Origin of the sequence: Microbacterium sp. CBA3102, assembly GCF_007954505.1 — a bacterium.
In the GTDB taxonomy this organism is placed as follows: Bacteria; Actinomycetota; Actinomycetes; order Actinomycetales; family Microbacteriaceae; genus Microbacterium; species Microbacterium aurugineum.
The window spans coordinates 833,324-854,622 of the sequence record NZ_CP042412.1; the positions used below are offsets into that span (position 1 = coordinate 833,324).

Annotated in this window: 18 protein-coding genes; 7 read left to right on the forward strand and 11 right to left on the reverse strand. The window is 69.5% G+C overall.

Annotation, left to right across the window (positions count from 1 at the left end; all coding sequences use genetic code 11):
* The first annotated feature begins 23 nt into the window (after window positions 1-23).
* The 5 genes from FGL91_RS04090 to FGL91_RS04110 all read left to right on the forward strand — a co-directional run bounded on the left by FGL91_RS04090 (window position 24) and on the right by FGL91_RS04110 (window position 6,005).
* Window positions 24-1,025 carry a glycoside hydrolase family 130 protein gene (locus tag FGL91_RS04090; RefSeq protein ID WP_153243156.1) on the forward strand — a complete coding sequence of 334 codons (1,002 nt, stop codon included), beginning with the start codon at window positions 24-26 and terminating at the stop codon, window positions 1,023-1,025.
* A gap of 4 nt (window positions 1,026-1,029) precedes the next feature.
* Window positions 1,030-3,057: a hypothetical protein gene (locus FGL91_RS04095; protein ID WP_153243157.1), complete on the forward strand. Its 2,028-nt coding sequence runs from the start codon at window positions 1,030-1,032 to the stop codon at window positions 3,055-3,057.
* Window positions 3,058-3,116: 59 nt separating this feature from the next.
* Window positions 3,117-3,536: a Fur family transcriptional regulator gene (locus FGL91_RS04100; RefSeq protein WP_047524503.1), complete on the forward strand. Its 420-nt coding sequence runs from the start codon at window positions 3,117-3,119 to the stop codon at window positions 3,534-3,536.
* 66 nt (window positions 3,537-3,602) lie between these two features.
* Window positions 3,603-5,069 carry a catalase gene (locus FGL91_RS04105; RefSeq protein WP_047524506.1) on the forward strand — a complete coding sequence of 489 codons (1,467 nt, stop codon included), beginning with the start codon at window positions 3,603-3,605 and terminating at the stop codon, window positions 5,067-5,069.
* A 135-nt stretch (window positions 5,070-5,204) separates the two neighbouring features.
* Window positions 5,205-6,005 carry an alpha/beta fold hydrolase gene (locus FGL91_RS04110; RefSeq protein WP_194239306.1) on the forward strand — a complete coding sequence of 267 codons (801 nt, stop codon included), beginning with the start codon at window positions 5,205-5,207 and terminating at the stop codon, window positions 6,003-6,005.
* Window positions 6,006-6,164: 159 nt separating this feature from the next.
* Here FGL91_RS04110 and msrA read toward each other — a convergent pair whose 3' ends face one another.
* The 11 genes from msrA to FGL91_RS04165 all read right to left on the reverse strand — a co-directional run bounded on the left by msrA (window position 6,165) and on the right by FGL91_RS04165 (window position 19,370).
* Window positions 6,165-6,710, reverse strand: a complete 546-nt coding sequence (msrA, locus tag FGL91_RS04115) for a peptide-methionine (S)-S-oxide reductase MsrA (RefSeq protein ID WP_047522878.1) — start codon at window positions 6,708-6,710, stop codon at window positions 6,165-6,167.
* Window positions 6,707-7,183 carry a peptide-methionine (R)-S-oxide reductase MsrB gene (gene msrB / locus FGL91_RS04120; protein WP_047522879.1) on the reverse strand — a complete coding sequence of 159 codons (477 nt, stop codon included), beginning with the start codon at window positions 7,181-7,183 and terminating at the stop codon, window positions 6,707-6,709. The genes msrA and msrB overlap by 4 nt, the downstream gene beginning before the upstream one ends.
* Window positions 7,184-7,321: 138 nt before the next feature.
* On the reverse strand, window positions 7,322-10,267 hold the full coding sequence (locus tag FGL91_RS04125) for an exo-alpha-sialidase (protein ID WP_153243159.1): 2,946 nt from the start codon (window positions 10,265-10,267) through the stop codon (window positions 7,322-7,324).
* Between the two features lie 121 nt (window positions 10,268-10,388).
* Window positions 10,389-11,309, reverse strand: coding sequence for a DUF4862 family protein (locus FGL91_RS04130; RefSeq protein ID WP_153243160.1), 921 nt, complete (start codon window positions 11,307-11,309; stop codon window positions 10,389-10,391).
* Complete coding sequence (locus FGL91_RS04135; RefSeq protein WP_153243161.1) at window positions 11,306-11,992, reverse strand: N-acetylmannosamine-6-phosphate 2-epimerase; 687 nt, start codon at window positions 11,990-11,992, stop codon at window positions 11,306-11,308. The genes FGL91_RS04130 and FGL91_RS04135 overlap by 4 nt, the downstream gene beginning before the upstream one ends.
* Window positions 11,989-12,924 carry an ROK family protein gene (locus FGL91_RS04140; RefSeq protein ID WP_194239307.1) on the reverse strand — a complete coding sequence of 312 codons (936 nt, stop codon included), beginning with the start codon at window positions 12,922-12,924 and terminating at the stop codon, window positions 11,989-11,991. Before FGL91_RS04140 ends, FGL91_RS04135 begins: the two co-directional genes overlap by 4 nt.
* The gene (locus tag FGL91_RS04145; RefSeq protein WP_153243162.1) at window positions 12,924-13,871 is read right to left on the reverse strand and encodes a dihydrodipicolinate synthase family protein; all 948 of its coding nucleotides are present in this window, start codon (window positions 13,869-13,871) and stop codon (window positions 12,924-12,926) included. The genes FGL91_RS04140 and FGL91_RS04145 overlap by 1 nt, the downstream gene beginning before the upstream one ends.
* Before the next feature lie 16 nt (window positions 13,872-13,887).
* Entirely contained in the window at window positions 13,888-14,688 is an 801-nt protein-coding gene (locus FGL91_RS04150; RefSeq protein ID WP_131493284.1) for an ABC transporter ATP-binding protein, read from the reverse strand.
* A complete protein-coding gene (locus FGL91_RS04155; protein ID WP_153243163.1) occupies window positions 14,685-16,736 on the reverse strand; it encodes a dipeptide/oligopeptide/nickel ABC transporter permease/ATP-binding protein in 2,052 nt (683 codons plus the stop codon). The genes FGL91_RS04150 and FGL91_RS04155 overlap by 4 nt, the downstream gene beginning before the upstream one ends.
* Window position 16,737: 1 nt before the next feature.
* Window positions 16,738-17,694, reverse strand: a complete 957-nt coding sequence (locus FGL91_RS04160; RefSeq protein ID WP_153243164.1) for an ABC transporter permease — start codon at window positions 17,692-17,694, stop codon at window positions 16,738-16,740.
* Window positions 17,695-17,771: 77 nt separating this feature from the next.
* Window positions 17,772-19,370: an ABC transporter substrate-binding protein gene (locus tag FGL91_RS04165; protein ID WP_153243165.1), complete on the reverse strand. Its 1,599-nt coding sequence runs from the start codon at window positions 19,368-19,370 to the stop codon at window positions 17,772-17,774.
* 130 nt (window positions 19,371-19,500) lie between these two features.
* On the opposite strand from FGL91_RS04165, the gene FGL91_RS04170 reads away from it, so the two are divergent.
* Window positions 19,501-20,226, forward strand: coding sequence for a FadR/GntR family transcriptional regulator (locus FGL91_RS04170; RefSeq protein WP_227991857.1), 726 nt, complete (start codon window positions 19,501-19,503; stop codon window positions 20,224-20,226).
* 78 nt (window positions 20,227-20,304) lie between these two features.
* Window positions 20,305-21,222: a DUF808 domain-containing protein gene (locus tag FGL91_RS04175; RefSeq protein ID WP_131493276.1), complete on the forward strand. Its 918-nt coding sequence runs from the start codon at window positions 20,305-20,307 to the stop codon at window positions 21,220-21,222.
* Window positions 21,223-21,299: the final 77 nt, after the last annotated feature.

The window sequence follows — 21,299 nt, forward strand, 5'->3', positions numbered from 1 at the left end:
CCATCCCCGACAGAAAGTGCCCCATGTTCACCGGAGCCTCCTTCCCCCTCGGTCCGTTCACGCCCTACGAAAGCAACCCGATCCTGCGCCCTCGGGGTGACAGCTGGGAATCGGCCAACCTCTACAACCCGGCGGCCCTCGTCGATGGCGACGAGGTCGTGCTGCTCTACCGAGCGCACGCCGACGACATCGTCTCCCACATCGGCATCGCCCGGTCGAAGGACGGGGTGACGTTCACCCGCGAGGACGCGCCGATCCTGTCCCCGTCCGAAGACTACGAACGCTACGGCTGCGAAGATCCGCGTATCGCGCTGATCGACGGCACGTACTACCTGACCTACACGGGGTGGGATCGCCGCAGTGCACAGCTGTGCCTGGCCACCTCGACCGACCTGCGCACCTGGACCAAGCACGGTCCGTTGTTCGACGACTTCGACACGTTCAAGACCATGGACCCGCGCGGATTCAACTGGTCGAAGGCCGGGGTCATCGTGCCGCAGCGCATGCACGGCAGGTGGTGGATGTACTTCGGCGAGGGCGCGATCTACTGGGCGACCAGCGACGATCTGATCCACTGGACCCCCGGAACGCCCGACACCGAGCCGATGTACTCGCCGACGCCCGGCACCTGGGACGAGGCGCTCGTCGAGATCGGTGCCTCTCCCGTGGTGACCGACAACGGGCTGCTGCTCTTCCTCACCAACGGCGCCACCCGCACCGTGCACGACGACGGCACGGTGGAGGTGGACTACCGCTGCGGGCAGATCGCGATCGACCCCGACGAGCCGACGCGTGTCATCGCGCGACTGCAGGAGCCCTGGCTGCGCCCGCAGACGTTCGAGGACACGCACGGACTCGTCTCCAACGTGACCTTCGTGGAGGGGCTGGTGAAGTTCCACGGCAAGTGGTTCGCGTACTACGGCCAGTCCGACACGACCCTCGCTGTGGCGATCCACGACCCCGCGCAGCCCTGGGGACGGGCACTGCGCACCGATGCCGCCTCGCGCGCGGAAGCCGGAGAGTGACGCCATGGAGACCTCACGACGCACGTTCCTGACCCTTGCGGCGACGGCGTCCGCCCTCGCTCTCGTCCCCGCGGAGTCGGCCGTCGCCGCTTCCGTGACGCCCGACTCGGCTGTCCGGCTCGGGGGCCCGCACCGGCGGAGGCTGACGAACCTCGCCCACCTGCGATTCCTCCTCGCGGAGGTCCCGGTCACGGCGAGCGCGACGCACACCACGTTCGACATCGAGGCGAAGCCGACGGTCCGCGCTCCCTGGACCTACGCGGACACCGATGGAGCAGGCGGGTACCGCCCGGTCGGCGGTGGCACCCTCGACGCGGCGACGGGGTACTGGTCGCAGGGAGCGTACAACGCGGACGACATCGCGCGCGCGGCGATCGTGTTCCTCCGCGACTGGAAGGCAACGCGCGACACGCAGAGCCGCGACGAGGCGAAGGACGTCCTCCGCTCTCTGGCGTTCCTGCAGACGACGTCGGGGCCGAACGCCGGGCGCGTGGTCCTGTGGCAGCAGGAGGACGGCACGCTGACCCCGAGCGCGATCCCGGTGGAGCTGCCCGATCCGTCCGACTCCGCCGAGTCCTACTGGCTGGCACGCAGCGTCTGGGCGTTCGGTGAGGGCTACGCGGCCTTCCGTCGCGAGGATCCCGAGTTCGCGGCCTTCCTGCGCGAGCGGCTGCACCTGTGCCTGGATGCGCTGCGCCGCGAGTCGCTCTCCCGAGCGGGGCGATGGGTGAAGAGCGACGGTCGCCGGCTGCCCGCCTGGCTGATCGCCGGTGGCGCGGATGCGACGGCCGAAGCCATGCTCGGCCTCGCCGCCGCGGCCGAGGTCGGCGACTCCCGCAGCCGCGCCGCGCTGCAGACCTACGGCGAAGGCGTGGCCGCGATGGCCACCGATCCCTCGAAGGGCTGGCCCTTCGGCGCGGTCCTGCCCTGGACCGGCTCGCTCGGGTTCTGGCACGCCTGGGGTGCCGCGGCACCCGAAGCGCTGGCCCGCGGCGGGGCGCTGCTCCGGCGGCGGGAGTGGTCCGCCGCCGCCATCGCGGATGCCGGGCGCTTCACCCCGCAGGTGCTCACGTGCGGGGGTCCGCACAACGCCTGGGCACCTCTGCCGGCCGAGGCCCAGATCGCCTACGGTGCCCACGGCCGCGTCGCGGGAGCTCTGCAAGCGTCGGCCGTCGGCGGCGACGGGCTGCGCGTGCTCGCGGGTCTCGCCGCCGGGTGGTTCTTCGGCGCGAACACGGCGGGGGTTCCGGTGTACGACCCGGCGACGGGCGTGACCTTCGACGGGGTGGAGACCGACGGGCGGGTGAATCGCAACTCCGGTGCTGAGTCGACGATCCACGGGCTGCTCACGATGCTCCTGCTCGACGCCAACCGTGATGTGGCCGACCTCGCGACCTCGATCACCGGCCTCACCTCGTTCTCGGGGCTGCGGGTGCTGGAGGCCGAGGCAGCGCGACGGTCGCCCGGCGCCGTGGTCGTGACCCCCGAGACGGGCGCGTGGATCGGCGAGGGGAACCTGTCCGGCGGATCCTTCGTGCACCTGCCGAAGGGCGAGTGGGTCGAGTTCGACGTGACGGAAGCCGACGCCGTCCTGCACGGTGTCGTCTGGCGTCAGGCCGCGCAGGCAGGCGAGGCGGTGTGGGAGGTCTTCCGCGGTCGACGTCGCCTCTGGACGACACGGACACCCGCCGGAGGTACCGGCGACCCCGGGCTCACCGAGGCGGAGGGGATGCTGGTACCGCAACGACTCGGCGGCGATCTGCCGGATGCTCCGGTGACCGTGCGGTGCACGAGTCGCGGCGACGTCCGGCTCGACGCGCTTCTGATCCAGCCGCGGGTGGCGAGCGCGGTGTACTCGACGACCGGACGCCCGGCCGTGCTCTACACCGAGGCGACCGGTCGCACGCAGCAGGTCGCTCCCCTGGCCCCGGGTTCCGGACGCTCCTACGACGCCGAAGGCAGCCAGCGCGGACCGGCGGCCGGTCACGGGAAGGTGCGTGTTCACGGCGGAGGCTTCACCGTCACCCGCTGAATCGGGCTCCGACACGCCGTTCTTTTGAATCACTCAAAAGAAGCGCTAGGCTCGGGGACATGGAGACAGAATTCGACTCGGTGCTTCACGGCGCCGGGCTACGGTCGACCGCGGGCCGCGTCGCCGTTCTCGAAGCTCTCGACTCCATGGCCCATACGGATGCGGAGCGGCTCTACCGCGCCGTCTCCGTCGTGCTCCCGACCACGTCGATCCAGTCGGTGCACAACATCCTCGCGGACCTGACGACGGCGGGCCTCATCCGTCGGATCGAACCGGCAGGTTCCGCGGCGCTCTATGAGCGGCGCATCGGCGACAACCACCACCACGTCGTCTGCACCTCTTGCGGTGCGGTCGGCGATGTGGACTGCGTGGTCGGCGACGCGCCGTGTCTCACCCCGTCCTCCGCGGCGGGATTCACCGTCCAGACAGCCGAAGTCACCTTCTGGGGCGTCTGCCCCAGCTGCCAGAACGCCGCGTAGGTCCCCGGCGATCCTCCCCTCAACGGGTGGAGCATTCGCCGCGCCAGCGCGCAGAAGGAGAACACCATGACGAACCCTGCCACCCCGAAACCCGCCACCACGACGCAGACCGGCACACCGGTCGCCAGCGACGCGCACTCCCTGACGGTCGGGGCCGACGGTCCCACGGTCCTCCACGACCGCTATCTGGTCGAGAAGCTCGCCTCCTTCAACCGCGAGCGGGTGCCGGAGCGCAACCCGCACGCCAAGGGCGGCGGCGCCTTCGGCACCTTCGTCGTCACGGAAGACGTGTCGGCGTACACCCGGGCAGCCGTGTTCCAGCCCGGAGCGGAGAGCGAGACGCTCCTGCGCTTCTCCTCGGTGGCCGGTGAACAGGGCTCCCCCGACACCTGGCGCGATGTGCGCGGCTTCTCGCTGCGCTTCTACTCGACCGAGGGCAACCTCGACATCGTCGGCAACAACACCCCGACGTTCTTCCTGCGCGACGCGATGAAGTTCCCCGACTTCATCCACTCGCAGAAGCGTCTGGGCGACTCCGGACTCCGCGACGCCGACATGCAGTGGGACTTCTGGACGCTCTCGCCCGAGACCGCCCACCAGGTCACGTACCTCATGGGCGACCGGGGCCTCCCGCGCAGCTGGCGGCACATGAACGGCTACGGCTCGCACACGTACCAGTGGGTGAACGCGGCCGGAGAGCGCTTCTGGGTGCAGTACCACTTCCTCTCCACCCTGGGCTTCGAGACCATGGAGGCCGACGAGGCCGAGAAGCTCGCCGGGTCGGACGCCGACTACTACCGCCGTGACCTCTTCGATGCGATCAGCCGGGGCGACCACCCCTCGTGGGACGTGTACGTGCAGATCATGCCGTACGACGAGGCCAAGGCCTACCGGTTCAACCCGTTCGACCTCACGAAGACCTGGTCGAAGAAGGACTACCCGCGCATCAAGGTGGGCACGTTCACGCTGAACCGCAACCCGCAGAACTTCTTCGCCGAGATCGAGCAGGCCGCGTTCTCGCCCGGGAACCAGGTGCCCGGCACGGGGATCTCGCCCGACAAGATGCTGATGGCACGGGTGTTCTCGTACTCCGACGCGCAGCGCCACCGCATCGGCGCGAACTACAACCAGCTGCCGGTCAACCAGCCGCACGCGGCCGAGGTGCGCAACTACATGCACGAAGGCCAGATGCAGTACCGGTTCAACCCGGCCGAGCACCGCACCTACACGCCGAACTCCTATGGTGCGGCCGGCGGGCCCGAGGCCGATCCGGCAGCAGGCGTCGAGGCGAGCTGGGAGTCCGACGGCGAGCTGATCCGCTCCGCCGCGACGCTGCACGCCGAGGACGACGACTTCGGCCAGGCCGGCACGCTCTACCGCGAGGTGTTCGACGATGTGCAGCGGGCCCGGTTCCTGGAGACCCTGACCGGCCAGGGTCGTTCGATCACGGTCGACGGCATCCGCGAGCGCTTCTTCCAGTACTGGACGAACGTCGACGCCGGACTGGGTGAGGCGCTGCGCGCGCAGGTCTGACCCCCGCCCCCTCCCCCTCCCCTTTGGGTCGAGGCCCCCGCGGCTCGTCGAGGCCCCCTCCTGTACACGCGTGCAGGAGGGGGCCTCGACGGTGAAAGGGGGCGTCGGCCGGAGGGGAGGGACAGAATGGATGGCGTGACCGTCCCGCTCTCCGACCTGACCTCCATGCCCGACCCCCAGCACGTGTACGCCCTCGACGGCACACGGCTGGCCACCTACACCTGGGGCGAGCTCGATGCCCCCGTCGTGGTGATCGTGCACGGCTTCGCCTCGAGCGCGCGCGACAACTGGGTGCTCACCGGGTGGGTGCGCGCGCTCACGGGCGCCGGATACCGCGTACTGGCACTCGACCAACGCGGGCACGGCCTCAGCGAGAAGCCGCATGACCCCGACGGGTACCGCATCCGCACCCTCGTCACGGACGTCGAGACCGTGATGGACACGTACCTGGTTGACGACGCCTTCTACGTCGGATACTCGCTCGGAGCCCGCGTGGGATGGGAGGTCGTCCGTGAGCTTCCGCACCGCATCGGACGGGCCGTGCTGGGTGGCGTGCCCGACGGCATCCCCCTCGCCCGGCTCGACCTCGACCAGGTGCGGGCCTACATCGCGGACGGCACCCCCGTCGCGGATCGGACCACGCAGAACTACATCACGCTCACCGAGAGGGTTCCCGGCAACGACCTGCAGGCGCTGGTCGCGCTCGCGGAGGGCATGCGGGCCTCGGGCATGATCGACCCCGATCCTTCGGATGCTCCGACCCGGCCGATCCTCTTCGCCACCGGCTCCAAGGACGCGATCATCGAGGGGTCCCGGGCTCTGGCCGCCGCGGCCCCCGACGGGCGTTTCTTCGAGATCCCGAACCGGAACCACTTCAACGCGCCCGGCTCGCGCGACTTCAAGGAAGCGGCGGTCGCGTTCCTCGCCGGGGCATAGCGAGGCATAGCGAGGCATAGCGCCGAAACCCCCCTCCACCGCCGAGACCCCCTCCTGCTGGCGTCAGCAGGAGGGGGTCTCGGCGCGGTGCGGGGGTCTCGGCGCGGTGGGCGACCGGGCAGCTCCGGGCGACCCGGCAGCTCCGGGGGGGGATCCGCGTCAGACCGCGGCGGCCTCGTCACGCTTCGGCAGCACCCAACCCGCACGCGGGAAGTGGCAGGTGTATCCGTTCGGGTACTTGACCAGGTAGTCCTGGTGCTCCTCCTCAGCCTGCCAGAACGGACCGGCGGGCTCGATCGTGGTGACGGCCTTCGCCGGCCACAGGCCCGAGGCGTCGACGTCGGCGATCGTGTCGCGTGCGACCGTCTCCTGCTCAGGGGTGAGCGGGAAGATCGCGGAACGGTAGCTCGACCCGATGTCGTTGCCCTGACGGTTCAGCGTCGACGGATCATGGATCTGGAAGAAGAACGCGAGGATGTCGCGGTACGTCGTCTTCGCCGGATCGAACACGATCTCCACGGCCTCCGCGTGACCGGGGTGGTTGCGGTACGTGGCATGGTCGTTCGAGCCGCCGGTGTAGCCGACCCGGGTGTCGAGGACTCCCGGCTGGCGGCGGATCAGGTCTTCCATGCCCCAGAAGCAGCCGCCGGCGAGGACGGCCGTCTCGGTCCCGGGCGTGCGGGTGATGGTTCCGGTGTCGGTCATGACTGCTCCTCAGAAGAATCGGTGGTGGGGTGTGCGAAGAGGGGACTGTAGCGACCGTACCCCTCCTCTTCCAGCCTGTCAGCCGGGATGAAGCGCAAGGCCGCCGAGTTCATGCAGTAGCGCAGGCCGCCCTCGGCGCGGGGACCGTCGTCGAACACGTGCCCGAGGTGGCTGTCGGCGCCCGCCGAACGTGCCTCGGTGCGCGTCATCCACAGCGAGCGGTCGGTCCGCGTGGTCACCGCATCCGCATCGATCGGCTTGGTGAAGCTCGGCCATCCGGTGCCGCTGTCGAACTTGTCGGTGGACGAGAACAGAGGCTCGCCCGAGACGACGTCGACGTAGATGCCGTCGTCGTGGTTGTTCCAGTACGCGTTGCGGAACGGAGGCTCGGTCGCGTCCTGCTGGGTCACCTCGTATTGCAGGGGGCTGAGGCCGCTGACGGCCTCGGGGGTCTTGCCGTAGTCGTTCGACATGATCTGACTCCTTGTCCGACGTCGCTGGCTGCGGCGTCATAGAGGAGAACCGACGAGCGGCCCGTTTTGGTCCCGCAGCCCTGGGAACGGGCTGTGAGTTTCGGGCCGCTCGTCGGAGCGATGCCGTCCGATGCCGACTCAGCCGACCTTCTGCCAGGGACCCCCGGTCGCCGCCGCGTGCGGCTGCTGGTTGCGCGTCCACCACTTCGCCTCGAAGCGCGTGCCGTCGTGCACCACGTCGTCGCCGGCGGTGAAGACACGGGAGGGCGTCCACACCGTCGCGCCCTCTTCGTCCGACGCGAGCTCCTGCCAGGGACCGACGGGATCGCCGGGGCGCTGGTCGCGGGTCCACCACGACGCCTGCCACAGGCGGCCGTCGAGCGAAACGAGCTCCCCCTCGGTGTAGACGCTCTTCGCACTCCACGCCGCCGCGGTGGGCAGAGTCAGCGTCCCGGCGTCGGACGAGGTCGACACGGTGCGGGCCCCGTTCGCCGCCGTCGCCTCGAAGGGCTCCGCCGCGAGCGAGCCCTGCGCCACGTCGTCGGTCGTGAGTCGGACCACGACCGGATCGAGGGTCACCGCTTCACCGGGCGCGAGCGCACCCACGTTGGCTCCGGCGGCCGTCACGGCTTCGAGCGCGACGTTGCCGGTGTTCTCGACGGTGCGGGTCCAGGTCACGGTGTCGAACGCGTCCGCCACCCCGTTCCCGTTCTCGTCCGCCCACTCGCCTGCGGTCTGGCCGGAGACCGCGGGGGTGCGCGCGATCACATCGACTTCTCCCCCCGCCACCGTCAGCTGCGTCGTCGTCTGCCCTGCCGCCTCGACGGTCCAGGTCGTGTCGGCGACGAAGAAGCCGCGGTCGATGTCGGTCTGGGTGACGGTGTGACGTGCCGTGCCGCAGTCATAGCCCGCGCCGAGCGACAGGTTCCGGTAGCGGCAGTTCCCGGCCGCGGGTGGGAGGAACGGCGAGAAGTCGCCGGTCGCAGGAACGACGGTCACGGTCATCGGGCTGCCGTTGTCGACCCGGAACGCGTAGGGAACCTGCTCGCCGACCGTGTAGGGGTTCGACCCGAGGTCGCGCCCGGCGTCGGCCCGCGCCCCCGTGATCGTGGCGGTCAGGACCCCGTCCCGGAGCACCACCGGAGCCCCCGTGTGGGTCACGGTCACCGCGGGGGCGGAGCCGTCGACCGGCGCCACCGTGAAGGCGAACTCGGGTGTGTACCAGCCACGGTCGATATCGGCCTGAGTGAGCGTACGCCGCGGTGTGTTGCAGTTGTATGCGTCGTAGGCCGGCAGGCTCAGCCACCGGCAGGCGGTGGGGGCGAAGCCCGTCGTGAAGGTGTTCGCCGCCGGAGTCACGACCGTCGTCATGCCCGCTGTGCTCACGACCCGCACCTGGAAGCTCAGCTGCTCCCCCGCGGTGTACGGGTCCGTGACGACGTTCCGCGCCGCCGACGTGTTCGTCATCGTGAGGGTCGCTCCGAGCACCGACGTCTGCGGCAGCGTGAACGTCGCGGTCGTCTGGCTCAGGCGTCCGTCCGCGGCGGTGAAAGCGGCCTGCAGGCGCTGAGCGCCGGCGGCCCCTTGCGGTGCGGTGACCTGCAGCTCGACGGTGGTGGTCGCGCCGGGTGCGAGATCCGCGATCTGCGCGGTGGTCGCCGTCCATCCGGCCGGCGTGTGGAGGGTGACGGACCCACTGAGCGCCGTCGCCTCCTGGTTCGTGACCGTGACGGGGACCGCGGTGGCCACGCCTGCGGTGAGTGCTATCGCCGGCACCGAGAGCGGCGCGCACACCGCATTCATCCACTCCTCGTCGAACGACGAGAACTGCATCGTGTCGGTGTACCCCGCCTCCCACAACACGCCCACCCTGCCTTCGTCGATCGCCGTCGCGCTCGAGTAGGCGAAGGTCCCCGTCTCGAGCGTGCGCAGTCCGGGCCAGGTCTCGCCATCGTCGCAGGAGAGCCGCACCGCTCCGTTCACGCGGTTGCCGTTGGCGCCGTTGTTGGCGTTGGTGAAGATCAGCTTCTTCGCATCGACGGTGCCTTCGGCGGCCTCCGGGTGCAGACGGGTGATCGAGGCGTTGTTCGTGGGGTCGGGCAGCTCGGCGTCGCGGATGACCGGACCGTAGCTGTGGCCCCCGTCGGTCGAGATCGCGACTTTGCGCAGACGCCCGTTGGAGCTGTCCCGTGAGTTGAGCATGACACGCCCGTCGGACAGCTCGACGACCTTGTTCTCGTCCATTCCGGTGCCGATGTACTCGCCGCGCTCCCAGGTCTCGCCGCCGTCGTCGGAGTACACCGAGTACGCCTGGATCGCGGTCGATCCATCGGCCTGGCGCACCGTGCCGGCGTACTGCTGGAGGAGACGCCCGGCGTGCTCGCCGTAGCGCAGCTGGATCCCCTCACCCGAGGTGGCGAACGTTCCCTTCACGTCTCCGGCGACCGGGCTGTAGACGCCGCCGCTCATCGTGCCGTTCGAGGTCTTCACGACGTCCGTGATCAGTCGTGGCGCGCTCCACGTCGCTCCGCCGTCGTCGGAGTGGATCACCGCAGCGCCCATGATCTGCCGGTTCGCATCGTCGTCTCCGTACGCGCTCCCCTGGAATCCCTGATCCTTGGAGTGCACGAAGAACGCGAAGACGCGACCGCTCTCCCGGTCGACGACGTAGCTCGGGTCGGAGTAGCCGTACCGGTCGCTCCCCGTCTTCCCCGCGGCGATGATCTGCAGCGGACCCCAGGTGCGACCGTTGTCGGTCGAGCGGCGCTGGATGATCGAGTTCGGGTTCGGGGCGTCAGCCGCGCTCCCCGGCCGCGCGTCCCATGCCGCGATGACGACACCGTCACCGAGGTGGGCGAGCGCGGGGATGCGGTAGAAGTAGTTCGCCGCGGTGCGGTCGGCACCGAGGTTCAGTTCGAGGTAGTCGCCGGGCGCGGAGTTCGGGTCGGTCAGGTAGCCGGGTGCGGGCGCAGCCGTGGCCGCCGTGGCCGGGAGGCTCAGCGCGAGCACCAGCGCCCCGATCGTGCCGCATCGCAGCCAGTGCCGACGGCGACTCCGGGGGGCGGGCGTGGGAGGAACGTGCATGGACAGACCTTTCTGTTCGTGCGGAAATCAGACGTCTGATGTCTGATTTCAAGTCACTCTAGCGAGGGTCCTCCCGCCGGACAAGAGCTCGATCTCGCGAGGATGCGGGAGTGCCCGGCGCTCAGCCCGCGGCGCGCACGACCGCGAGGTTCCGGGCGACCGTGCGCAGAGCATCCGCAGCGGTGACGTCCTCGGGGCGTCTGGCCACCTTGAGCCCCAGCCAATCGACGTGACCCGCGGCGGTGAGCGCCTCGACCACCTGCGCCTCATCGAGGAGGGAACCGGATTCGGGGTGGGTCGAAGCGATCGGCAGGTGCGCATCGACCCACGCCGCCCCGTACGGTCCCTGAACCGGCGCCGCACCCGAGAACGCCAGACCCGTGAGGAGCCCGGAGGCCGCAGCCGTCGCGATCTGCGCGGTCACGGCATCGGCATGGCGCAGCTCGATCGCGGAACGCCCCCAGTTGAGCCACAGTCCGATCGGCACCTCGGCCGCACTGATCGCGGTGATCTCCTCGTCGAGCGTCAGGAACCCCTTCTCCGGCACCTGGCCAGGCACGAACGCGTCGCAGTGCTCGACCACCAGACGGGCACCCGACCACTCGAACGCGGCGATCTCGTGGAGAGACCGCACGAGGGGCTCCCCGGCTCCAGCCGCTCGCGGAGCGGTGTGCACCGTGACCACCGCGACGGAAGCGGCACTCTCGTCGTTGATGCGTGCGACGTCGGCGGCGACACGCTGCAGGTCGGCGATCGCCGCCGCCCGCCCGTCCTCGTCGACCGACGCGAGGCCGTACCGAGGATCGTCCCCGAGTCGCCTCATGACGAACGGGATCGGGGTCACGGCGAGCGCGACCGCCGGCACGTTCGCGAGGAACCAGGCGTCGTCGTGCGGATGGAGGCCTCCCATCCACGGCACCTCGAGCCCGCCGACCCCGGGCAGCGCGCACAGTGCGGGCAGCAGCTCGGCTTCGAGCGCCGGGTCCCATCGTGCGTGCGCGGGAGAGGCGGGGTACGCGCTGACGAGGACCGGCGCGGTCATGAGCGGGCTCCCCCGACCGCCTCAGCGAACCATGCCGTGATCGTCGAGGGATGGGTGATCGCGGTGCCGACGCACACGGCGAACGCCCCGGCGCTGATCGCGGCCGCGGCCTGCACCGGGGTGTGGATACGCCCCTCGGCGACGATCGGACGGCTGCACCGGCCGGCGGCCAGCTCGATGAGCTCCACGTCCGGCCCCGTGCTCTTCGGGCGCTCGTCCGTGTAGCCCGAGAGGGTGGTGCCGAGGAGGTCGGCGCCCGCGGCCTCGGCGGCGATCGCATCGTCGAGGGAGCCGCAATCGGCCATGATCAGCGCATCGGTGTGCGCACGGAGGCCGGTGATCGTCTCCGCGAGGGTCAGTCCGTCCGGGCGGCGTCGGCGCGTCCCGTCGAGCGCGACGATGTCGGCACCGGCGTCGGCGACGGCCTTCGCGTGCGCGAGGGTCGGAGTGATGAACACCTCGGCGTCGCCGTCCTTCCACAGCCCCACGACGGGGACCGGGAGGTGCGCGGTCGCGCGGATGTCCTCGATCCCCTGCACGCGGATGCCGGCGGCCCCACCGACCACGCCGGCCGCGGCGACCTGCGCCATCGTCCGGGGGTCCCGCATGGCCTCGCCGGGGTAGGCCTGGCACGAGACGATCAGTCCGCCCCGCAGTCGTTCGAGGGTGTCGGTGAATCTCATGGGTTCCTCCAGGCGGATGCCGCGGCTCCCCGCAGCGGCGCGTCGTCGCCGAGCGTTCCCGGCAGGATGGGGGTGCGCTGCAGCGCATCGATCGCCTCGGCGTGGAACGCGGCGCGCATGGGGCGCCACCAGTCCTCGCCGATGTTCGGGACACCCCCGGTGACCACGATGCGCTCGGGGTCGAGCAGCGTCGCCGCGCCTGCGAGAGCACGCCCCACGGCGGCGGCCGACTCGTCCAGGGCGCGTCGGGCGAGGGGGTCCCCCGCCGTGACCGCGATGGCGATGCCGCGCGCATCGGGGATGCCGGGGTCGCCACCGATCGAGAGGAAGTGCCGGTGCATCCCGATACCGGAGCCGATCGCCTCGAGGTGACCGTGGCGTCCGCACGGGCAGCGCAGGTGCGCGGCGCCCGGCACGGGAAGGTGCGCGATCTCGCCCGCGACGTGATGGGCTCCGCGGATCTGCCTGTCACGCACGAGGAGCCCTGCGCCGACCCCGGTGCCGACCGCGACGACGAGCGCGCTCGGCGCCCCGGCTGCGGCGCCGTGCCGATACTCGCCCAGGGCGTGCGCGTCGACGTCGTTCTGCACTTCCACGGGCGCGTCCGGCATCAGCTGGTCGTGGAGCCCTGCGCGGACGAGTGCGGCGAGTGGTGTGCCCGGCCAGTCGGTGAAGGTGTCGGTGGCGGAGACGATCGTGCCGCTCCCCGCGTCGACGACGCCCGCCGTGCCGATGCCGACCCCGGACAGACGCAGCCCGGATCCCGCGAGCAGCCGCCGGGCGAGCGCGACGACGGTCGCCACGACGGCTGACGGTCCTTCGGCTGCGGGGGTCGCTGCCACCTCGGTCCGCAACAACCGGTCGTGGCGGTCGGCGAGCGCTGCGGCCGTCTTGGTACCGCCGATGTCGACGGCGAGGACGACCTCCTCCATCAGCCGACGGCGACGGGGAGCAGGTGCAGCTCGTCGAGGATGGCGCGGATCCGGGACACCGCGTCGGCGTCGAGCGCCTGCACGGTGTTCGCCATCGTGGCGTGGTCGATGATGCCGCGGGCGTGCATCGCCGCCTTGAACGCACCGACACCGGTCGCGTCGCCCGACAGCCCCTTCGGCTGGAAAACGATGTCGAACAGCCGGTTGATGCGCTCCTGCTCGGTCCGAGCCGTGACCCAGTCGCCCGTCTTCGCGGCCTCCCACAGTCGGACGTATCCCACAGCCTCCACGTTCGCGAGTCCGGGGACCACACCGTCGGCGCCGGCCAGGGCCATGGCGTCGACGACGACCTCGTGGCCGGTGAGCAGCTGCAGCGGTCGACCCGCCGCGTCGTTCGCCGCGATCAGGCGCCGGAACGACACGTCGTCACCCGAAGAGTCCTTCACCCCGTGGATGACCCCTTCGGTGCCGAGCTGCACGAGCAGGTCGATGCCGAGCTTGGAGTGCACGCGCACGGGCACGTCGTAGGCCCACAGCGGGGCATCGATGGCGGCGGCGATGGTCCGGAAATGGTCGGCCACCTCGGTGGCCGAGTTCAGGGTGTACAGCGGTGCCGTCGTGACGATCGCCTGCGCACCGGCATCGATCAGCCGTCGAGCGGTCTCGATGATGCGGGGCGCGGTGAGCTCGATCGCGCCGGCGATCACCGGAACCCGGCCGGCGTCGGCGGACACGATCGTGCGGAGCAGCTCGACGCGCTGGTCGTCGGTGAAGTACGCGGTCTCACCGGTGGAGCCGAGGGCGAAGAGCCCGGACACCCCCTCGGAGACGAGGCGGTCGACGAGGCGGGCGAGGGAGGTGTGATCGATCGACCCGTCGTCGAGCAGCGGGGTGGCGACGGGCGGGACGACGCCCGCGAAGACAGGGGCGGAGGGGGTGGCAGACATGTGTGTTCCGGTCGTTTCAGTGGTGGGGTTCGAGCAGCGAGGGCGCAGCGCCCAGCAGCGTTCTGGTGTAGTCGTCGGAGGGGGCCTCGAACACGCGGGCCGCATCGCCGAACTCGACGACCCGCCCCTTGTTCATGACGGCGATCTCGTCGGAGAGATAGCGGACGGTCTGGATGTCGTGGGAAATGAAGACCATGCCGAGGCCGAGCTGCTCCTTCAGATCGGTGAGCAGATTGAGGATCTGCGCGCGCACCGACACGTCGAGCGCCGAGGTGGGTTCGTCGGCGACGATCACCTGCGGGTCCAGCACGAGTGCTCTCGCGATCGCGACGCGCTGACGCTGACCACCGGAGAGCTGGCTGGGCAAGGCGTCCAGGGCGGATGCCGGGAGCCCCACGAGACCGATCAGGTCACGGACCTTCCGGTTCCTGGTCGACGGGCTGCCGAGCCGGTGCACCTGCAGAGGATCCAGGAGCGCGTCGCGCACCGTCATCCGTGCATTCAGGGCGGTCGCCGGATCCTGGAACACGACGGAGAGGATGCGTCCGAGCCGCTTGCGCACGGCGGGCGTGAAGGACCGCACCGGCTCCCCGCCGAACACGACCTGTCCGCTGGTGGGCTTCTCCAGACCGATCAGCACCTTGGCCGAGGTCGACTTGCCCGAACCGGACTCGCCGACGATGCCGAGCGTCTGCCCGCGCTTCACGGTGAGCGAGACGCCCGCGAGCGCATCCACGTACTCGGGCCGGAAGAGCGAGGAGGCCCGGGTCTTGTAACGGACATGCACGTCCTTGAGCTCGATCACGGATTCGTTCATCGCCCTGCTCCGATCGCCTGAACGGGCGCATCGTCCGGATGCGCGGAGTAGTAGTGCTCGGTGCCTTCGATGTGTCGCCGCACCGGGGTGACCCCCGCGTACCGCAGGGGATCGCTGGAGCGCGGTGCGAAGCGGTCTCCTGCCGGGAAGTCGCGCGGTGACGGCACGACCCCGGAGACCTGGTGCAGCCGGTCGGACCCGGCCTCGATCGAGAGCACGGCCCCGAGGAGACCCTGCGTGTACTCGTGCACGGGCTGGGTCAGCACTTCCCTGGTCGTGCCCTGTTCGACGACCTGCCCCGCGTACATCACGGTGATGCGGTGGGTGAGTTCGGCGACCAGCGCGAGGTCGTGCGAGACGAACAGGAGCGCGAAGCCGAGCTCCTTCTGCAGACGCATGAGCAGTTCGACCACCTGCGCCTGCACCGTGACGTCGAGGGCGGTGGTCGGTTCGTCCGCGATGACCAGTCGCGGGTCACGGGTCAGGGCCATCGCGATGAGCACGCGCTGACGCTGACCTCCCGAGAGCTCGTGGGGGTACGAGGCGAGCGTGCGGTCGGGGTCGAGTCCCACCAGCTCCAGCAGTTCCGCCGCGGTGCGGGTGCCGCCGCGCGAGGTGAGCTGCTTCATCTGCGAGCGGATGAGCATCGCCGGGTTGAGCGAGCTCAGTGCGTCCTGGTACACCATCGCGATGTCGTGTCCGCGCAGGGCGTTGCGCTCCTTCGGGGCCATCTGCAACAGGTCTTCCCCGTCGAACAGGATGCGCCCGCGGATGTCGGCCTTCGGGTCGAGCAGGCCCATGATCGCCAGTGAGGTGATCGACTTGCCGCAGCCGGACTCCCCCACCAGCGACATGGTCTCGCCGGGACGCACCGTGAAGCTGACGTGATCGACCACGTCGACGTCGCCGTGCCGGGGGAACGAGATGCACAGGTCCTGCACGTCGAGCAACGGCCTGTCATCGCCCGTGTAGACGAGTCGGTCGGTGCGCGAGAACTCGCGCAGACGCAGCTCGGTCAGTCGCTCGGCGAGGGGCACGGCCTCGGCGCGCGGCACCAGGGTGTCGGGCACCCCGCTCGGCACCGAGAGGTTCACCGCCGTGTCGACGGTGGGGATCACGTGGGTGTCGTCCGGCACGGCAGCGACCTCGAGCTCGTGGGTCGACTCCTCGGTGTTGGCGGCGTCGGTCGTGATCTTGCGCGCTCGCGGCGAGACCATCGCATCGGTCATCCCCTCGGAGAGGATGTTGAGGCACAGGACCGTGAGCATGATGAGGATGCCGGGGAAGAAGGTCGCCCACCATGCGCCGCTCATCAGCAGGTTGCGTCCGGCGGCGATCACGTTGCCCCACGACGGCTCGGGATCCGGTACCCCGGCCTGCAGGAACGACAGCGAGGCCTCGAACACGATCGCGTCGGCGACGAGCACGGTGGCGAAGACCAGCACCGGGGCCATCGCGTTGCGCGCCACGTGACGGACGATGATGCGCGGGGTCCCCGAACCCATGACTCGCACGGCCGAGACGTAGTCCTCTCCGTACTGGTCGAGGATGTTCGCACGGACGATGCGAGTGAGTTGGGGCACGTAGAGGAACGCGATCGTGAGCACGAGCACCGGAAGCGATTTGCCGAACACCGCCACGAAGACCGCGGCGAGCGCGATGCCGGGGAACGACATGATGACGTCCATGACCCGCATGAGCGTCTCGGAGATCCACTTCGGCGCCGTGGCGGCGATGGTCCCGAGCACACAGGCGGCGAGCAGGGCGACCAGGGTCGCGCCGATGCCGATCACGAGCGAGTAGCGGGCTCCGTACACCAGGCGGGAGAAGATGTCGCGGCCCTGGCGATCGGTGCCGAACCAGTGCTCCGCGCTCGGCGGCTGTACGGGGGTGCCGGACGCCAGCGGATCGAACGGGGAGATGAGCGGCGCGAAGATCGCGGCCAGACCGATGATCGCCAGCACCGCGATGCAGATGATCGACCCGAGGGACAGTCGGCCCCAGCGGAGGCCGGGGACGGAGAGCCGTTCCGTGAGTTTGCGTCGCATGTCACACCGCCCGGATTCGAGGATTGATGAGCACGTACAGGAGGTCGACGATGATGTTGATCACGACGAAGGCCAGCGCCACGGCGAGCGTCACGCCCTGCACGAGGTTGGGTTCGTTGTTGGTCACGCCGTTGAGGATGAGTGTTCCCATCCCGGGGATCGCGAAGATGATCTCGATCACGACCGCACCGCCGAGCAGGTAGCCGATGCGGAGCCCGAGCACCGTCACCGGAGTGATCAGGGCGTTGCGCAGCACGTTGCGTCCGACGACGATCACCCGCGGGATGCCGGCACCGAGAGCGGTCCGGACGTAGTCGCGGTCGAGCTCTTCGACCATCGAGGTGCGCACGACGCGGGACAGCTGCCCGATCACCGGCACGGCGAGCGCGATGGCAGGCAGCGCCATGCGGGCGAACCATCCGGCGGGGTCGGCCCAGAAGTCGGGGAGGGGCCCGGAGGCGGGAAGCAGGTTCAAGCCGAGGGTGAAGACCTGGATGAGCAGGATGGCGAGCCAGAACGACGGCGTGGAGAGCGCGGCGACGCCGAAGACGCGGATCACCTGATCGGGCCAGCGGTCGCGGTACACCGCAGCCAGGACGCCGATCGCGAACGCCACGATCACGGCGATGATGAGACCGAGGAAGGTGAGCGCCAGGGTGACCGGGAAGGCACGGGCGACCTCGTCGATCACGGGGAGGCTGCGCGCGGAGTAGGTGCCGAGGTCGCCCTGCACCAGCCCGAAGAGGAAGTTCACATAGCGGGCGAACAGGGGAAGGTTGAGGCCGTGATCCTCACGGTAGGCCTCGAGGGCCTCGGGTGACGCCGTCTCACCGAGCGCGGTGCGCGCGGGGTCGACAGGAGAGAACGACATCACGAAGAACACGAGGAACGTGATGCCGAGGATCATCAGCGGCAGCTGCAGCAGTCGCCGGCCGATGAGGCGGAGCGTGTGGGACACGTGCCGCTCCTTCCGGGTGGGGTGGGGCGGGGGTGCGCTCCTCGGGTGAGTGCACCCCCGCCGGGGTCGGTCGGGTGCTACTTCGCCGCCACGCCGACGTCGAGGAACGACAGTCCGGTCGTGGGGACGGGCTGGAATCCGACGAGCTCCTGGCCGCTCCACGCGGTCGGCAGCTTGCGGTGGAACAGCGGGTAGAGCACGGCCTCGTCGGAGATCAGATCGAAGGCCTGGTCCCAGGTCTTCTGCTGCTCCTCGCCCTCCTGCTGAACGGCGGTGTCGAGGAGCGTGCGCAACTCGGCGTACTCCGGGGAGTCGGCCCAGTTCGTACGGGTCTGGGTCCAGACGTTCTCGCCGTACCACCAGTTCATCAGCAGGTCGGGGTCGACACCGAAGACCGAGGGGTCGCCCGGCGCGACGGCGACCGTGTAGTCACCGGAGTCGACCTTCTCGTACATCGAGGCGGACTGCCCGATGTCGAGCGTGGTGTCGATGCCGATCGCGTCGAGGGACTCCTTGATCAGCGGAGCGACCTCCTTGACCCATCCGGTGTCGGTCGTGAGCAGTGTGATCGACAGGTCGGAGACGCCGGCATCCGCGAGCAGTTCCTTCGCCTTCTCGGGGTCGTACGTGTAGACCGTGGAGGCCTCGTGGTAGTTCGGGTACGTCTCCGGCAGGAACGACGTCGCCGGGGTGGCGTTGCCGAGCATGCCGGTTCCGATGATCTTGTCCATGTCGAGGGCGTAGTGCAGGGCCTGACGCACGCGGACGTCGTCGAACGGCGCCGCCTTGGTGTTGAACATCATGAAGAGCAGGCCGAACGACTGCACACTCTCGACGTCGGCTGCCGAGGCCAGGGCGTCGACGTCGATGTACGGCACGTCCTCGATCGCCTGCACGGTTCCCGTGGACATCGCGGTCACACGGGCGGAGGCGTCGGCGAGCAGGTTCCAGTTCATGCCGGCGGCGAGCGCAGGGCGCGGGCCGTTGTAGTCCTCGTAGCGCTCGAAGACGAGCTTGTCCTCGGGGACCGCCGAGACCAACGAGTACGGGCCGGAGCCGACCGGGTTGGCGGCGAAGCCATCGGGGTCGGCCTCGACGACCGACTTCGGAACGATCTTCACGACGCCGAGACGATCGTCGATCAGCGAGAACGGGTAGTCCGTGGTGATCCGCACCGTGTCGTCGTCGACCGCGGTGACCGTGTCGATGAAGTCCACGAACGACAGGAAGAGCGAGTTGTTGTCCGGGTCGAGCACACGGTCGTAGCTGAAGACGACGTCGTCTGCCGTGACCGGGTCGCCGTTCTGGAAGGTCGCTCCTTCACGCAGGTCGATCTCGTAGGTCGTGTCGTCGACCTTCGTCGGGAAGTCGGCCGCGAGGGCCGGCGCCGCCTTCTGCGTGACGGGGTCGAGGTCGATCAGTCCCTCGAAGATGTGCCAGTTCGCCGAGACCGTGACGGCACCGGACGCGACCATCGGGTCGAAGCTGCCGTTCAGCGTGTACGAGATACCCGCTTCGATGATGCCGTCGGGGTCGATCTCACTTGCCGCAGCGCTTCCGTCGGAGGTGCTGGTGGTGCCTGCGCCGCAGCCGGCGAGGGCGACGGACGCGGCGACCGTGCCGGCGACCGCCATCGCGAATCGACCCGCGCGGCGGCGGGTGATGTATCGGTTCATGTGTGCTCCAGGGTGGTGGGGGTGGACATCTTGAGGACATCTGATGTCTGATGTACTCTAAACACAGGTTCGATCAGATCACAAGGGTGAGATGATCGGAGCGTTTCTGCCAGGCACGAGAAGGAGCCCCATGAAGTCCACCACGAGTAGGGCGTCACGCATGCGGCGCTCGACCACGGCGGATCAGATCAAGCAGCTCATCCTGACCCGCGGACTCACGCCGGGCGACCCGCTGCCGACCGAGGCGGAGCTCTGTGACGAGCTCGACGTCTCGCGATCCTCCGTGCGTGAGGCGATCCGCACGCTCTCCACGCTCGACATCGTCGATGTGCGTCACGGGCATGGCACCTACGTCGGCGCGATGTCGCTGGATCCGATGGTCGAAGCCCTCGTGTTCCGCGGGGTGCTGTCGCCGGAGGGATCCCTGCAGGCACTGCGCGAGGTCGTGGAGGTGCGCCTGGCGCTGGACCTGTCGATGGCCGAACGCGTGGTGGCCGCCGCCCAGCAGGACCCCGATCCCGAACTGGATGCACTCGTCGCCGACATGGTCGACAAAGCCGGGCGTGGGGAGCACTTCCTCGACGAGGACCGTGCGTTCCATACTCGACTCTTCGGCGCGATCGACAACCGCCTGGTCGGACAGCTCGTCGGTGCTTTCTGGGATGTGCACACCGCCGTGCTCCCGCAGCTGGGCATCCCTCAACCCGACGACATCCACAAGACAGCGAAAGCGCACGGCGACATGCTCGAGGCCGCACGCTCGGGCGATGTCGAGCGCTACCGACGCGCGGTCATCGAGCACTACCAGCCGCTGCAGCGCGTGCTGGCGAGCGCGGAGGCCGACGCCCAGGGCTGAGCCGCGACACCGCACGGAACACGTCCTCCGTATCGATAGAGTTGCCTCCGCACCGCAACCTCTCGAGGGGAACCGCCCATGTCCGTTGGACTGCTCGCCGTCGTCGACGACATCCTGAGCGCCGCGATGAAGGCGTCGGCCAAGGCGGCCGGCGTCGTGATCGACGACGCCGCGGTCACCCCGCAGTACGTGCAAGGTCTCACACCGGCCAGGGAGTTGCCCGTCGTCGGCAAGATCGCTCTCGGGTCGCTGGCGAACAAGTTCCTGATCATCATCCCGGCGGCGCTCCTGCTGACCGCGTTCGCGCCGTGGGTGCTGCCGTATCTGCTGATCCTCGGCGGGGCGTACCTGTGCTTCGAGGGCGCCGAGAAGGTGCTCGAATGGTTCGGGGTGCAGCACGGTCACGCCGATGAGGGCGCCCGCGACGAGAAGAAGCTGGTGCTCGGCGCCGTGCGCACCGACCTGATCCTCTCGACCGAGATCATGCTCATCTCTCTCGCGAGCCTCGAGAAGGGGCTCGACATCTGGGCGACGCTGGCGATCCTCGCCGTGATCGCCCTCCTGATGACGGGCGTCGTCTACGGCGCGGTCGCACTGCTCGTGAAGATCGACGACATCGGCCTGAAGATGGCGAAGAACCCGGTGCAGCGTGTGCGTCACACCGGCACCAGGATCGTCCGCTCCATGCCTGCGGTGTTCCGCTTCATCAGCGTGCTGGGCACGGTCGCGATGCTCTGGGTCGGCGGTCACCTCGTGCTGGTGAACCTCGGCGAGGTGGGTTGGCACTTCCCGGTCGACGTGCTGCACGGGATCGAGCATGCGCTGGAGCCGTTCGGCGGTTTCGTGGTCTGGGTGGTCGAGACGATCGTGTCGGCGATCGCCGGCCTCGCGCTCGGGCTGGTGATCGTCGGGATCGTTCTGGGCATCGCCCGGCTCTTCGGCAAGACTCCGAACTTCCACGAGGGCGAGGCGTCCCCCGCCGACCTGCACGTCTGAGCGGAGCGGAGCAGCGCTCACGGTGGCGGCATCAAGCCAGGGATGATTCAGACGACCACCCGCTCTCTACTTGGTCA